General features: G+C 38.7%; 13 protein-coding genes and 1 riboswitch. Of the genes, 7 read left to right on the forward strand and 6 right to left on the reverse strand.

The features are described from left to right. Nucleotides 1-32: 32 nt before the first annotated feature. A complete protein-coding gene (locus tag ABES02_RS27100; protein WP_430140882.1) occupies nucleotides 33-1,550 on the reverse strand; it encodes an alpha-amylase family glycosyl hydrolase in 1,518 nt (505 codons plus the stop codon). A 108-nt stretch (nucleotides 1,551-1,658) separates the two neighbouring features. Beyond that, nucleotides 1,659-3,506, reverse strand: a complete 1,848-nt coding sequence (asnB, locus tag ABES02_RS27105) for an asparagine synthase (glutamine-hydrolyzing) (protein WP_430140883.1) — start codon at nucleotides 3,504-3,506, stop codon at nucleotides 1,659-1,661. Between the two features lie 222 nt (nucleotides 3,507-3,728). Here asnB and ABES02_RS27110 point away from each other — a divergent pair, with 222 nt between their 5' ends. After that, complete coding sequence (locus tag ABES02_RS27110; protein ID WP_430140884.1) at nucleotides 3,729-4,292, forward strand: DUF2777 domain-containing protein; 564 nt, start codon at nucleotides 3,729-3,731, stop codon at nucleotides 4,290-4,292. A gap of 37 nt (nucleotides 4,293-4,329) precedes the next feature. On the opposite strand, the gene ABES02_RS27115 is transcribed toward ABES02_RS27110, so the two are convergent. Both ABES02_RS27115 and ABES02_RS27120 read right to left on the reverse strand, forming a co-directional pair. Further along, nucleotides 4,330-4,689, reverse strand: a complete 360-nt coding sequence (locus ABES02_RS27115) for a YisL family protein (RefSeq protein ID WP_430140885.1) — start codon at nucleotides 4,687-4,689, stop codon at nucleotides 4,330-4,332. A gap of 128 nt (nucleotides 4,690-4,817) precedes the next feature. Then, on the reverse strand, nucleotides 4,818-5,246 hold the full coding sequence (locus ABES02_RS27120; RefSeq protein WP_430140887.1) for a hypothetical protein: 429 nt from the start codon (nucleotides 5,244-5,246) through the stop codon (nucleotides 4,818-4,820). A gap of 16 nt (nucleotides 5,247-5,262) precedes the next feature. Continuing rightward, nucleotides 5,263-5,349: riboswitch (cyclic di-GMP riboswitch) on the reverse strand. Between the two features lie 229 nt (nucleotides 5,350-5,578). On the opposite strand from ABES02_RS27120, the gene ABES02_RS27125 reads away from it, so the two are divergent. From ABES02_RS27125 to ABES02_RS27150, 6 genes are read left to right on the forward strand one after another with little or no spacing between them, the layout of a single operon-like run. Beyond that, entirely contained in the window at nucleotides 5,579-5,800 is a 222-nt protein-coding gene (locus tag ABES02_RS27125) for a spore germination protein (protein ID WP_430140888.1), read from the forward strand. Between the two features lie 17 nt (nucleotides 5,801-5,817). Beyond that, nucleotides 5,818-6,057: a spore germination protein GerPB gene (locus ABES02_RS27130; protein ID WP_430140890.1), complete on the forward strand. Its 240-nt coding sequence runs from the start codon at nucleotides 5,818-5,820 to the stop codon at nucleotides 6,055-6,057. A gap of 12 nt (nucleotides 6,058-6,069) precedes the next feature. Next, on the forward strand, nucleotides 6,070-6,690 hold the full coding sequence (gene gerPC, locus ABES02_RS27135) for a spore germination protein GerPC (RefSeq protein WP_430140892.1): 621 nt from the start codon (nucleotides 6,070-6,072) through the stop codon (nucleotides 6,688-6,690). After that, nucleotides 6,680-6,862, forward strand: a complete 183-nt coding sequence (locus ABES02_RS27140; protein WP_430140893.1) for a spore gernimation protein GerPD — start codon at nucleotides 6,680-6,682, stop codon at nucleotides 6,860-6,862. The genes gerPC and ABES02_RS27140 overlap by 11 nt, the downstream gene beginning before the upstream one ends. A gap of 2 nt (nucleotides 6,863-6,864) precedes the next feature. Continuing rightward, on the forward strand, nucleotides 6,865-7,284 hold the full coding sequence (locus tag ABES02_RS27145) for a spore germination protein GerPE (RefSeq protein WP_430140895.1): 420 nt from the start codon (nucleotides 6,865-6,867) through the stop codon (nucleotides 7,282-7,284). 55 nt (nucleotides 7,285-7,339) lie between these two features. Further along, nucleotides 7,340-7,558, forward strand: a complete 219-nt coding sequence (locus tag ABES02_RS27150; RefSeq protein WP_223592895.1) for a spore germination protein — start codon at nucleotides 7,340-7,342, stop codon at nucleotides 7,556-7,558. Between the two features lie 38 nt (nucleotides 7,559-7,596). Here the strand turns inward: ABES02_RS27150 and addA are convergent, their stop codons facing one another. Both addA and addB read right to left on the reverse strand, forming a co-directional pair. Beyond that, the gene (gene addA / locus ABES02_RS27155) at nucleotides 7,597-11,394 is read right to left on the reverse strand and encodes a helicase-exonuclease AddAB subunit AddA (protein ID WP_430140897.1); all 3,798 of its coding nucleotides are present in this window, start codon (nucleotides 11,392-11,394) and stop codon (nucleotides 7,597-7,599) included. Further along, on the reverse strand, nucleotides 11,387-14,872 hold the full coding sequence (addB, locus tag ABES02_RS27160) for a helicase-exonuclease AddAB subunit AddB (protein WP_430140898.1): 3,486 nt from the start codon (nucleotides 14,870-14,872) through the stop codon (nucleotides 11,387-11,389). The genes addA and addB overlap by 8 nt, the downstream gene beginning before the upstream one ends. Nucleotides 14,873-14,929 lie beyond the last annotated feature (57 nt).

The raw sequence follows: 14,929 nt of genomic DNA on the forward strand, positions 1-14,929 counted from the left end.
AACTTAAGGGGTTCACTTCACCCGATGCGTTTTTAGTTCGATCTTCTTCTTCTTTTAAGAATTAAGATAAGAAATAAGAAAACCAATAGATAAACGACAATTAATGATGCAATATGGGGAAGATTGACCCCACTTTTCTTCGTCAGTACATATATTTCTGATTCATCCCGATCGATAATAAGGTTATACTGATCATCATGGCTTCGGACAAGGTCACCAGCTAGTAAGCCCCGCAGCTCTTTTCCACCTTCAAGATGCTTTTTTGTTAACGTAACCTTTTGGGATTTTTTCGTATTATTGATCGCAATAACAGAGGTTTCGCCTTTATAGACACGTTTAAAAACAACGATCCCATCCTGATTATAAAGCATATCCATAGTTCCTCTTGTTAAAGAAGGAAGCTGGTTTCTCAATTCACCAATTTTAGTAATATAGTCTATTAGCTCTTTTTCCGCTCTGAAACTCATCTGCCCGCGGTTATCGGGAATATCGCCACCATTCAAAGCAATCTCTGTCCCATAATACACATTTGGAATTCCTGGCGTGGTAAATAAATAAGTCAGAGCAGTTTTCCAACGGGAACCTGGGAATTGTCTTTTTTCAACAATATCGCTCGTAAATCTTGTGGTGTATTCATTATCAAAGAATGTTCCATCTAAAAAATCCGATTGATTTTTTTCAGAATTGGTCACGAGAGAACTAAAGGATTGATTTGTAGTCGCAAATGTTTTCCTTAAATTTTTACTTTGATTATAATCAAAAACACTATCGATTCCCGCACTTTTATACTTTTTCATATCAATCGAAGAACCTTCAGACGGAATTCCTTGCAGGAAGAAGTCCTTATTATCTTTTTTAACTTGCGTCGAAAAATCCTTCCAAAAGCTTAACGGAACGTGATTTACTTCTGGCAGGCTAAATCCATCTACATTTGATTTGCTAATCCACCATTTAGCCGTATCAATTAAATATTTGCTAACTTCGGGATTATCTTGGTCCAGGTCAGGCAAACCATTCACCCAGCCATTTTCAAGCAGCACCTGATTATTCCCGTCCACAATCTCCTGTTTTGGATGAAACCAATCCTTTTTGCTTGGATCATTCACCCATGGATTTGATGCAGCAACATTGTTTGTAACAAAATCCAAAACTACCTTCATTTTCCGTTGATGTGCTTCTTTTACAAGCTTTTGAAATGTTTTTAACGTCCCAAAATGCTCGTCCACTTTATAAAAATCATTTACCCAATAGCCATGGTACCCATTTTTGGTATTGTCGATGATGGGAGAAATTCGGATGGCCGTAAAGCCCATATCCTGTATGTAGTCTAATTTATCTATAATTCCTTGTATATCCCCCCCGTTATAGGCCAGCGGATCCTTAGAATTTACGTCTAAATCATTTTGGGTATCCCCGTCATTAAAACGGTCAATCACAATGGAGTAAACCGATTCGTCCTGCCATAAGCGGTTTTCTTTTTGTACCTTTGCGTGAACAGGAATAGAGGAAAATAATAATATTGAGATTAATAATAGAGTAATTCGTTTCATAAATAGTGTCCCTCCTCAAAAAAAAGCGGGGGAAAGGTCCCCCACCCCACACACTTATTTTAAACGAATACAGTCCTTATTCCAAATTTAAATCTATTATTTGCTGATTTAATTAACTATATTGATATTGTAATCCTTAAACCATGTGTGCAACTGTACGAGGTAAGCCAATAATTGAGGTCCTGTCATCAATTGGCCAAACCATGGCTCTTGAAATGATTTTCCTCCCGTCTCCACAATCTTTTCCAATTGTTCTTTACTAAAGAATTCATGCAATGCGGAGGAATTATCTTGTAAAACGGTTTGAAGTATTCGTTGAATAGCCATTGTATACTCCGGATTATGTGTTTTAGGGTATGGACTTTTTTTCCGGTAAAGCACTTCCTCAGGTAAAATACCTTCAAATGCCTTTCTAAGCAAACCTTTTTCTCTTCCCCGATACATTTTCATTTCCCAAGGGATATTCCAAACATATTCGACTACCCGATGGTCCGCAAATGGTACTCTGACTTCTAGACTTGCCCCCATACTCATTCTGTCTTTCCTGTCGAGCAAGGTGGTCATAAACCAAGTCATATTTATATAAAATAATTCCCGGCGCTTTGCTTCTTCTAAGCTTTCTCCTTCTAATTTAGGGGTCTCCGCTATCGCCTTTCGATATTGCTCCTGGCAATACTCATTCAATTGTAATCTTTTCAACCAATGAGGTTTCAATAAATTTTCCCGTTCATTCACAGACCTCATCCATGGAAAACCAGGCCGTTCCAAATCCTGTTTCCGATGGAACCATGGGTATCCTCCAAATATTTCATCAGCGCACTCTCCTGATAAGCCGACAACAAAATCCTTTTTGATTTCCTTACAAAACCAAAGCAGTGAGGAATCGATGTCTGCCATCCCAGGTAAATCTCTCACGTGTACCGCTTCGATTAAATCATGGACTAATTGTTGCTGTGAAATTATCTTGTTATGGTGCTTTGTATGAAAATTGTCTGTAATCATTTGAATGAATTTACCATCAGCATCCGGTTGAAACTCATTCGATGAAAAATATTGGTCATTCCCTTCATAGTCAATGGAATAAGTATGGAGCTTCCCTTTATTTTGATCTGTAAAACCTTTAGCAGCAATGGCAGTGATAATACTTGAATCTAAACCGCCTGATAAAAAGGTACATAAAGGAACATCGGATACCAGTTGTCTAGTAACAGCATCACTTACTAAAAAACGAACCTTTTCAGCCGTTTCCTCAGTATTATCCTTATGTTCTTCGCTTTTTACATTCCAATACCGCCAGATCTTTAATCCCTTTTTGGAAAAAGTTAATGCATGGGCCGGTCTAAGCTCTTTAATACCTTTAAACACACCTGACCCTGGGGACCTTGATGGACCCGCTCCAAAAATCTCAGCTAGCCCCTCATGGGTAATCTCCGTTTTCATTTCTGGATGGGCCAGGATTGCCTTTATTTCCGAAGCAAATAAAATCCCTTTATGATGTTCAGTGAAAAATAACGGTTTTACCCCTAATCGGTCTCGTCCAATAAAGAGTTTTTCGTTTTTACTATCCCAGATTGCAAAGGCATAGATCCCATTTAAATGATTTACACATTCTTCCGCCCATTCTATATAGGCAGTTAACAGGACTTCAGTATCAGAATGACCTTTAAAGGAATATCCTTTAGTAAGGAGAATTTTGCGGATGTCTTCAGTGTTATATAATTCCCCATTGTAACAAATGGTGTATTTTGAGCTTTCCTTTTGTTTGGACATTGGCTGTCTTCCCCCTTCAGGGTCGACAACAATTAGTCGTTTGTGTCCAAAGCCGACATGTGTTTCAGTCCAAATGTTCGTTTCATCAGGGCCTCTTTTTGCCAAGGTTTTGGTCATTTTTTCAAGTATATCGGTTTCATTTCTTACATTTTTATCAAAATTAATCCATCCAGTAATTCCACACATGTACGGATCTCCTTTCTGTATTCGAACAACTGTCCATCGAATTCATGGTTTATTGTATTCAGCCCATTATTTTTGGTTAATTGTCCATAATGAGAAATGCATAATTTGGTATACCAAATTGCATTTCAATTTTTATACTTAATTAAAAAAAATAAGCTTGTTATAAAATTTCAGGAAGATGTCTAAAAAGGAAGATGAAAGCATCTCGTGCGGAGGTTAAAAATGAATCGACAACAAAGATTGAATCTATATGATATTCAACAAAGAGCCTATACCGAAGGGACCGTCGAACAAATAAATGATCAATGGATTTTTTTTGATGAGGAGACAGAAGAAGCTGCCATGCTGGAGGATTATCTGCAGCAGGAAATTGAAGTTTTCCGTTTGAATCGTTGGAAAAAAGGAATATTGTATGAATCAGGAAAAATTCGGATTGGGAAAGAATCGACGATGCTTCGTGATCATGATTTGGTTAGAATTAGAAAACATCTAGTCTACTCGCTTGAAAGACTGTTGGACGGAATAAATGATGACGCCTTTTTCCAATTTGTGACTACATTAAATTCTTTAAATTTTTCCATTTACGATTGTATTTATTGCTACAACCATCTCTCCTTCTTATCAGATGAACACCGAAAAGATGGCGTAAATTTTATAGTTTTCGACAATCAAGAGCTAATTTGCAATGTTCAACATCATTTTTGCTATTACGAAAAGGTCAATGACCGCTTTGAATTCACCTTAAATACGGGCAAACGTCTAATAATTGAAAAAATGATTTCATAAGAAAAAGGTGTGGGAATCCACACCTTTTTCTTATCTATTAAGGATGTAAAAACGACATTGGCAATCGCACAAAACCTAAATATAAAACAAGCAGCCAAGCAACCACAAATTGAATCCAAAATACAGAAGTATTTCTATTATTAACAACCCGGCTAAGAATCATTTCAAATAAGCCAATAATCCATAGTCCCACAATTGCTTTTAAAATGTACCAAACATCAATTCTGTAAACCATAAACAGAAGACCCACGCCTGACGCTATAATAAGCAGGTATAGGACACGTAAAATCATTTGTAAAATCTTTACACCTTTTGCTTTTCCACTCTTATGTAAAGACAGAGCCACGAAAAATAATATTAGAGCTAAAACCCATGCAGTAATATGGCCGTGTATCAATTAAAATGCCTCCTCAAATGTATGTAGTTTCCTTTAATTCGAAACTATCATAACATATGAAGCTAAAAAAGACGAAAAAAGACATTCAAAAATACATATTTATTATGGAATTGTTACTAATTCATTGCTTAAATCTTTTTTGGATATTTTGTGATGGTAATCATCGGTCCGTTTGATGCTAGTGGTGGAATGATGGCGATAATACGTGCATCAACCGACGGCCTGATATCGACGACCGGTGAATTTTCGTCAATTCTTCTTCCGAAAGTAGAGATTATTTTTTTAATAATACTTATTAAATGTTCATTATCATTGAATTGAATTGATGTTAAAAGTATTTTACCTTTCTGTTCACAATACACTTCGTTTGGACCATTCACCAAAATTTCGGAAACATCCTTATCCAAAATGAGTGGATAAATAGGCCCAAACACATGAAAAGGCGTGATCATTTTAAGTTTTGGTGTTAATGATAGATTTTCACGGGAAGAAATCTCTTTTTTCATTCCCCCGCCTGTTTGATTACCACTTTCTTGAATGCTCTGTAATAGTCCCATTCAGTCGTCCTCCTCTTTCGGTAACTGGCTGGCATAGTACATTGGTACCGAAGCCCCTTTAGCTTTGCGTCACTGATTTTCACCAGTTTTGCCTTTATCGAGAATCAGTACTTTTATCCTTGACTGAACTCTTTAATCCTATCATAGGATGTTTTACTCCTATCGAAAATCCTACTATTTTATCATTTTAATCTTTAAACAATAGTTCATTGGACCTATTTCTGTCTGCACCTGTTCATTTTTCTGCCCTTAACTTTATTTGGGCGAATGAATCACATTAAAAGCGCCCAATCATAGAATGTAAAAGATAAACATGAAAAAGGGTGTTGAATATGCCAGCAATTGTTGGAGTTGCACAGGTGATAACGCTTGGAAGCAGTTCTGTTTTCCATATTGGCGACGTCTATAAGATAATGCCACTCTCGACAGCCAAAACCTTTTCCGGAGCAGGATCTTTTAATACCGGAGAAAGTTTACATCTTAATAACAACGTAAGTTCGACTAACACGGCTGATTCTGATGTATACGATCAAGGAATTGCACTCAATGCTTAATGAATGGGTGGTCTACAATGAATTATTATATACAGCAGTCCATTCACATTAATTTTATAAAAATTAGCGGTATAACAAATTCCTCTGTCTTCCAAATTGGCAGTGCAGGAATAATTAAACCAGTTGCACATCTTTATAATACTGGTGGTTTTACAGGGCCTGCACCCACTGCAAAAAAAGTTGGACAGCTGCCACCAACCTCAGTGAGTGCACCAGCTGTCCCCTTACAGGCGCCGGTACGGATGACTGAAAAATAGTGAGGTGATTGAATGTATCAAGATTTTTACAAATACCTTCAATGGTTCCAGATGACTCTCCAAGCGCAAGAGCAAAGAATTGCTGCATTGGAGTCCGTCATCCAAAAAATGAGGGAAGAGATGAAACAATTAAGCGAAAAGAGGGCCATACACGTCGACAAAATTGAATACAAATTTGATCAATTGAAGGTTGAGACTCTTGAAGGAACGTTAAATATTGGCTTAAATCCATCAGATATGTCAGCAATCGAAGACTTTGCGGTACAAAATCAATCACTTACCACTCCTATTGCTCCAAAAGACCAAATGCAACGATCAATGAAAATAGAAGAGGCAATCTATAGATTTCTAGAAACTGATTTACCACTATTGGTCGAAAGTACCGAAAGGGAATTAGGTGTTCAACCAAATGAATCTTATTTATCGTTTATAAAACAAGACATTATCAAACAGCTCCCTAACAGGGTGGAATACCATCTAAATTCCAACAAAGCAAGAAACACTGCTTCTGAAAATGAAAATTTAGAGGAGTTCATTATTGAATCGTTAAAACAGGAAATACAAAATGGCGTCTATTTATTTTTTAAGAATCTGCCGGACAATGTGAAAGGAATGAATCAAAATGAACTTTGAGGTCTATAACAGAGAGCTTTGTGTAGGAAATATCCGAATCATCGGGGTCGCGAGTTCCTCCTTAGTCCTCGTGGGCGATACAGAAACAATCCAGCTTGCGTCCACATTTGATACCCCAGCGGAATCGTTAATCATTGGACCGTTTGTTCCGTTATCACCGGAAGGGAGATAATTATGTTTGAAAGGACTTCTTGTGTTGACAAAATAAACGTTGAGATTTTTTCTTTCGCCTCCATTTTTCAATTGGGCGATTCCTGTATTGTGAATGGATTATCCCGAGCTTTAGCTGTCCAAAGGGAAGCAGAAATTTTTTATGGAAATGAGGGAAATCTCTCCCCCTATCGCGTTTTTTCTGAACCCATACCTCTTCCACTCATAAATGAACCAATTTCTTTCTTAACTCACAATCAATGCCCATTAATCAAAGTAAACAATATTGACATTATCGGTGTCTCTTCATCCTCTCTTTTACATGTTGGAAACAGTAAACATGTTTCCATGGAAGCGCGAGTTAAGCATATTAGACAGCTTCTCCCAGTTCCTAGGACTGATGAGGGTATCGAGAACAAGAAGGAAGAACAGGGACAACGATGAAAGCATAGGCTGTCAGTAGAATGAAACCATACAATTAACGCAAAGGATGTTTTCCATGCCAGCAATTATTGGTCCAGTACAAATTGTTAATGTAGGCGGGGGAATAGTGCAATTCGGCGATACCGTTTATATATCTCCAAAAAGCGCCTCCAAAACGGCTGCTGGTTCAGGAGCATTTAATACTGGAGGATTAATTGTAACTAATAACGGGCTTAACGGTACCAACGTACTTGATACTAATTTAATTGACCAGCCTATAGCAGGAAATAATTAAAAATGACATAAACCAAAGTGTTGGTTTATGTCATTTTTTTATTTTTTCTCATCAATGTTCAAAACATGAGCCCCATCAAAGAAAAATAAATACCTTTCGGAAACTTCTTTTTTCCAAATTTGCTCAATGGCTTTTGTATAAAGGTTAATTTGCAGCCTGTATCTGTCTTCAAGTATGGGTCTAGCCTGTTCAAAGCCGCCCTTATACCTGTCTGTTATGCCATCGGATTTATAATCAATAAGGATAAGTCCCTTCTCATCCTCTAAGATACAGTCGATAATCCCTTGGACAAAGACAGATTCATCCTCGTCCTTCCAATTGGGGTAAACATCTTGTGCAGCCAATGAAAGGGTAAATGGAATTTCTCGGAAGATTGCCTTAGCATGAAAATATTTCTGCCCCAATTCTGTTTGAAAAAATTGCACAATTAACCCTAAGTCAATGATTTCGGCTTGCTCCACCGTTAATAATTCATTGTGAACCATCGTGGTTAACTGTTTTTGAATGGATTCGATTGTAACTTGCTCAGACAAATCCACATGCTGCATCACCATATGCATGGCAGTACCACGCTCAGCAGGGCTTAATGATTTTTCCTGCATAAATTTTGGCCTTTTTAAAATCGGCTTTTTAATCCTGTGAACAAGATCGGTCCCGCTTTGCTCGTCAGCTATTTCCCGCTGGCGTTTCATTTCGGAAACAGATTGCTTAGAGCGAAAGCGTGCAGCATTTTGGTGTGAATATTGCCAGTCAAGTCTTGATTTAATTTCTGCAGAAAATTTAGACGTTACTGGAACACCTTTCAAACTTTGAACCAATTCCATGTATTGATCCTCTTCAATGTCTAAAGTTACTTCCTGTTCTTTAATTTCCTCAGCACGCATGATTGTAATTTTCCATGAGGATGGATGATGTGCAATTTCTTCAGGGGCAAGCGGAATCGTCTCCCCTGGAGCACTTAAAACCTTACTGTCTTGATGGCGGATAAGGGCCGGCCCAATCCAGTCAATATAGCTAGTGCTGCTTGCCCGCTCATAGTCTTTTAACAGCCATTCCTGATTAGAGGATACATCTTTCCATTGATTAATCTTTTTAATCGCGTCTTTTAAAGTGGCCGACAAATAAAGCTTCTCCTTCGCTCTAGTCATGGCCACATATAAAACGCGCATTTCTTCTGCAAGCATTTCCATTTTCTTTTTACGCTTAAATGCAATTTGTGGAAGGGAAGGATAGGTGATTCGTTTCATCGCGTTAACATACTTGGTGGCGAATCCGAATTCCTTATCGAGCATATAGGGTTTACGTATATCAGTCATATTAAAGTTTCTAGCCATTCCAGCCATAAATACCACTGGAAATTCTAACCCTTTACTGCTATGAATCGTCATGATCCGAACGACATCCTCCTGCTCACCAAGCGCTCTAGCTGCCCCAAGGTCGTCCCCTCTTTCCATCATTCGCTCCACAAAACGTAGAAAACGAAACAATCCACGAAAGGAGGTTTGTTCATAACCCCGTGCCCTATCATAAAGGGCTCGTAAATTCGCCTGTCTTTGTTTTCCGCCTGGGAGCCCACCGACAAAATCATAAAACTGTGTGTCCCTGAAAAGCTGCAAAATAAGCTCTGAAAGTGAGCCTTGGCGTGCTAAACTCCGCCAATCTTTTAATGAGTCGTAAAAACGGCGTACTTTTTCATAAAAAGCGCCAGTGCTTTCTACAGACTTGCTCCTGCAAAAAGCAGTAACAGCATCCCAAAAGGACCCTCTTTTCTGATGAATGCGAATCTTTGATAACTCTTCTTCATTTAAACCTACGATTGGCGAACGTAATACCGATGCTAATGGAATGTCCTGGTATGGATTATCAATAACCCGGAGCAGCGATAGCATAATCGCCACTTCGGTCGCTTCAAAATAGCCTGTTGATAAATTGGCGTAGATAGGAATACCCTGCTGTTTGAACTCTTCCATAATTTGCGGCGCCCACGTCATGGATCTAAGGAGTATGACAACATCCCGATACATGATTGGCCGTTCTGATTTTGTCTTTGTATTATAAACAGGAGCACCGCTGCTTACTAATTCTTTAATTTTTGAGGCTATTACTCTTGCTTCTAACTGCGACTGTTCAAGATCAGCCTGATCAAATTCAACCGTTTCAGCTTCAGGATTAGCTTCAGAGAGGTTGTCTGACTGTGGCTCCGTCGTTTCTGCTGATTGGTCTATAATGATAACTTCTACTGGAAAGGGTGTATCCTCCGGATAAGGAGCACCGTTTTTCAATTCTGCCGCCTCATCATATTCAATTTCCCCGACTTTCACACCCATAATTTGCTTAAATAAATAATTGGTGGCATCGAGGACTTCTTTTCGGCTCCGGAAATTCTGAGCTAAATCTATTCTAAGTCCTGATAAGTCTCCATCCAGACGGAAGCGATTATATTTCCCTAAAAAAAGATTCGGTTCTGCCAAGCGGAAACGGTAGATCGATTGTTTTACATCGCCCACCATGAATAGGTTTCCATTGGCCTCGTCGGGTTTTGATACCAGTTTTAATATCGTTTCCTGTACCATATTTGTGTCTTGGTACTCATCGCAATAAACCTCTTTAAAGTGGCTTCGGTAATCTAGGGCTGCTTCAGATGGGAGAAATTTTCCTCCAGCCGAAATGTTTCCAGTCAAAATTTCAAGGCAATAATGCTCCAAATCCGCATAATCGACAAGCCCCTTCTCTCTTTTCGCTTTTTCAAACCTTAAGGAAAATTCTTTAACGAGATGGACAAGTGTTTCAACGATAGGGCTCATTTCCTCCATATCACGCAAAAAACTTTCTGGTTTTCGGGAAAATAGCTCTTCTTTAAGGTCCTGAATTTTTTTCTTCGCTTTTTCACGAAGCTTTTGGGCTTTTTCTGTCAGTTCTTCATCATACTCGCCCTTTTTCAACCTTTTGGCAGTTGAAAATGACCAGGCTTGCATGGCCTGATACAACGTCGCCCATGAATCCTTTTTGGCTAAAATAAGGGTATCAATGACATTTAGATCAGCTAAAAAATTTTCTGCTCGAGTGGAAGGACCCCCTGGAAGCTTTGTCATTTCCAAGCCCTTTTGGATCATTTCTTTTGCTGCTTCCAATTGTAATTCAATATCAAAAAGAAGTGCTTGGATAAATGGCAGCTCCTCTATATTGGTTACCTCACCCACATCATACATGGACACAACCCCATGTAAATATTCCTCAGGAAGAGGATTGGACTTGGCAAAGTCATAAATCGACCGGACAATGTCCATTAAGGCAATATCACTCCGATCACTTGTGAAAGAATCAACCAAATTAAAAAAGGTTTCATTTTCTTTTTTCCCATATTCCTCTTCAAACAACTCATCCATTACTTCATCTCTAAGTAATTGCGCTTCCGTTTCATCAGCTATTCTAAATCCCGGATCGATATCGATTAAATAATAATATTTTCGGATCACTTCCATGCAAAAAGAATGCAGCGTTGAAATGGAGGCTTTATTCAATAAGCTGAGCTGTTTTCTTAAATGACGGGAACCAGGATCGGCATCGATTGCCCTTTCCAATGCTTCGCCAATCCGGTGGCGCATTTCCGCTGCCGAGGCATTTGTAAAAGTCACCACTAATAATTCATCAACATCAATTGGGTTATCTTCAGAAAGAATTTTGCGGATGATTCTCTCGACTAGAACAGCCGTTTTTCCTGACCCTGCTGCTGCAGCAACAAGAATATCCTTATCCCTTGCCATAATCGCTTTCCACTGATCGTCTGTCCAAGTAACCCCCTCTGGCTTTGGGGGAATAACAAAATGCTTACTCATGATCTTGTACCTCATTTCTGATTAACTCCAAAACCTCTTCCTTCGAATGAGGAGTAAGAATCCGGTATCGATTATTTTCAATGGATTCATCAAATTGGCATACTGATTTATAGGAACAAAAGGTACAAGGTGTTTTATCCTTCAGTTTAAATGGGGCAATGCCAATCTCGCCATCGACAATCGCATTTCCTGTTTTTTGATACAATTGACGGACAAAAGACTTTAGATTATCAAATTCATCTAAACTCGCGACCTTTGATTTTTTCGTCATATTGCCGTCCTTTTTAATACCTGCCGCAATAATTTGCGAATCACCGGATTCAAGGGTTTGGTCCATCAAGCGGATGACATTTTGATCACTTAACATTAAACCATTCATTTTAAATTTTTTCATGATTTGATTTTCAATTTCATCGATTGTCAGCATTTTTGTCGAATTAATAAATGGATTATGGACATGAAAGTATAGGACGCCTGCAGGGCTCGCTTTCATTTCTACCAACTCTTTGGAGTGTGTCATCACAATATCAAGGTAAGTTAACATTTGCAGTGCGAGTCCATAATACACTTCTGTTAAATTAACATCCTTTTCACTAGATTTATAATCAATCACTCGTAAAAAGACATTGTCAGCATCCCCTTTTGCTTGGTCAACCCGGTCAATCCTTCCTGCCAACTCCATTTTCTTGCCATTTTTCAACGTAAAGGATAATGGGGGAAGCTTGCCATTTGGACCGAAGGCTAATTCCAAACCGATGGGCGAGAAGCCGCTCACTTTTGCATGCTCGCTTAAAACAAGGGAAGCACGAGTAATAATTTGCTCCAATTTTCGTTTGATATAATGATGACGCTCCGAGCTAAGCAAGATTTCATTTTGGAGTTTAGGTGCCAATGTCTTTACTGCCTCTTTGGAAAGATCCTCACACTGCTGCTTTGTAAGTTGAGCCCAAGTAAGGTTTTGGTCATTGACAATATCCGCAATCTGCTTTAATGCAGCATGAAATAGTTCACCAATATCTGGAGCCTCTAAACGGAATACCTGCCGTTCACGCAGTTTTAGTCCATGCTGAGCAAAATGAGAAAATGCACAGCCGTTGTATAGTTCCATTCTCGAAACACTGGCTTGAATGGCTTCACCATACAGTTCATCTGCTACTTCTTTCGAAAGCTTCACTGTCTGATTGGAATAAAAAAGACTTGAGAATACTTTTACAGCCTGTCCCTTCCATATGCTTTCCATATAATAATTATAAACATCCCACCATAAATCAGAAATCGGATAATGACGCTTTTTTATTTGAAGCTGAGAATTTAAATACGACAAGGTTGTCGTAAAATTAGTGACAAATTGTAACTGTTCTTCCTCCGTTAACTCAGCAGGGTCTGTGACATACAAATCTTCACGAACGTTTGGAAATATATCTTTAATTCTCTTAATGTAAGAAGATGCAATTAATGCTTTTCCATCATCATTTGCTAAAGGATAACTAATGTAAAGGAGTTCAGAAGGTGCTGTAAAACCTTTATAGGCTAGGAAGTTCTCATCGAGCAAGCGTGTACGACTGCTCGGCGCTACCTTTATACCTGCTGTTAACAGCAATTCTCTGTCTTCGTCTGCTAGAATCCCGTCATCGGAAATCTTTGCCGGCAATACGCCCTCATTGACGCCCACTATAAATACGACTTTGATTGCAGTCAGCCTTGATTTTTCCAAATCTCCAATAAGGACCTGGTCGAGTGCAGGTGGAATAAGAGAAAAATGCAAGGATTCAAAGCCCGCCTCTAAAATTGATGCAAATGCTTTTAAGGAAATAGATTCTTCTCCCAATATTTCAACATATTGATCAAGTAAATCTATAACCGAATTCCATACCTGTTCATGTTCTCTTGCCCTCACTAAATTCCCTTGTTCTTCAGCAGCTATTTTCCAGTTTTCTAATTTCGCTGGAATATCTAATTCTTCTAAAAATAAATAGACGGCTTCGCAAAGCTTTCTACCTGTATCTGCTTTTTTCAAGCGCCGTGAAAGACGAAGCATCGGGGCTGTTACCATGAGTTTTAACTCATTTATTTCCAGTTCCAACTCTTTTTCTGCATCAGTTTGCACAATTGTTTGTAACTCTAACCCTCTAATTCGTCGGTAAATCCACCGGTCCTTTTTCGTCCACTTACTGCCATTTATACCGTAAGCTAGAACATAATTTTCTAATTTATCCAGCTTCTCACGCATTTTCGCGGGATTATCCTGCAATGGGTAAATTAATTCGGTTTTTATCGCCCTGAAAATGGATTCATAGCGCCAATGAGAATTAATTACTTCAAGGCTTGAGCGAATTAGTTCAATTAGGGGATGGTTTAGCATCGTCCTTTTTTGGTCGATAAAATATGGGATTTGATAATCAGTGAAAACGGGCTCTACCGTTTCATGGTAATCTGCCCCATTTCTTATCAAGATTGCGATATCCCGGAAACGGTATCCCTTAGTTCGAACTAATTGGCGGATTTCCCTTGCAATCCCTTCGGTTTCCGCTCTTCGATTTACTGCCTGGCAAATGGTAATATCTGTTTCGCCATGAAAAATATCTGCCGGACGAATATCAAATTTTTCTTCTAAATGAGCTAACGACTTTCCTGGCCATTTTTTTTGTTCTTTTAGCATCAATGGCCGTTCGATTTCGATTCCCTCTGCTTTTGCTAATTCATAAACGGAAAAACAAACTTCGCCTGATAAACGAAACAAATCCAGCTCGTCCGGAATAGAATCATAAAATAGTCGATCAGATGTCATGGCGATTGAAACACGTTTACAACGCTTCATCAATTCCTTTATCACCTGGAATTCCTGCGGCGAAAAACTATAAAAGCCATCTATATAGATTTCAGCATCGTTTAAATAATCGGAGACCGCTATTTTCTCGGCAAGGAGTCGAAAATAATCTTCAGAGTCAATGTATTTACCAAATACTTCCTCTTCAAATTTTTGATAGATAATTTCTAAATCATATAACTTATCCTGCAAAGCTTTGGATGACCCTTTAAACTGATTGGAGCCTAGGATGAGGTCTTCGGGCCGAATACAATAGCGTTTAAACTCTGTAATCATTTGTTCTAATTGCTGGACAAAACCATTCTTATCTGCAGCCCGCTGGAACAATTTTAATTGTTCCTTTTGGTCGTCGATAATTTTACGGATCAGCATATTCATCCCAACACTACTTAGATGCACCCGGCTAATCCCGCCAGTTTCCTGTAGAACACGCCACGCTAATCGAGAAAAACTATATACCTGGGCACGAATCATCCCACCAATCTGTGGATTCGTTGCCAAACGGTATTCAGATGAAAAAGTCATCTGTTCGGGGACAATGTATATAATCGGACTACCTTTGGGGTTTTCCAATAACTGATAGTTTATTTCGTCAAGTAGCATCGTTGTTTTTCCGCTTCCTGACCGGCCAATTACCATTCTTAATGACATGCGAGAACCATCCTTTCCTTTTGCTCTCGAAAACTTTGTATCTTTCATTCTACCACA

This window comes from Neobacillus pocheonensis (assembly GCF_050477905.1).
Taxonomy (GTDB): domain Bacteria; phylum Bacillota; class Bacilli; order Bacillales; family Cytobacillaceae; genus Neobacillus; species Neobacillus pocheonensis_A.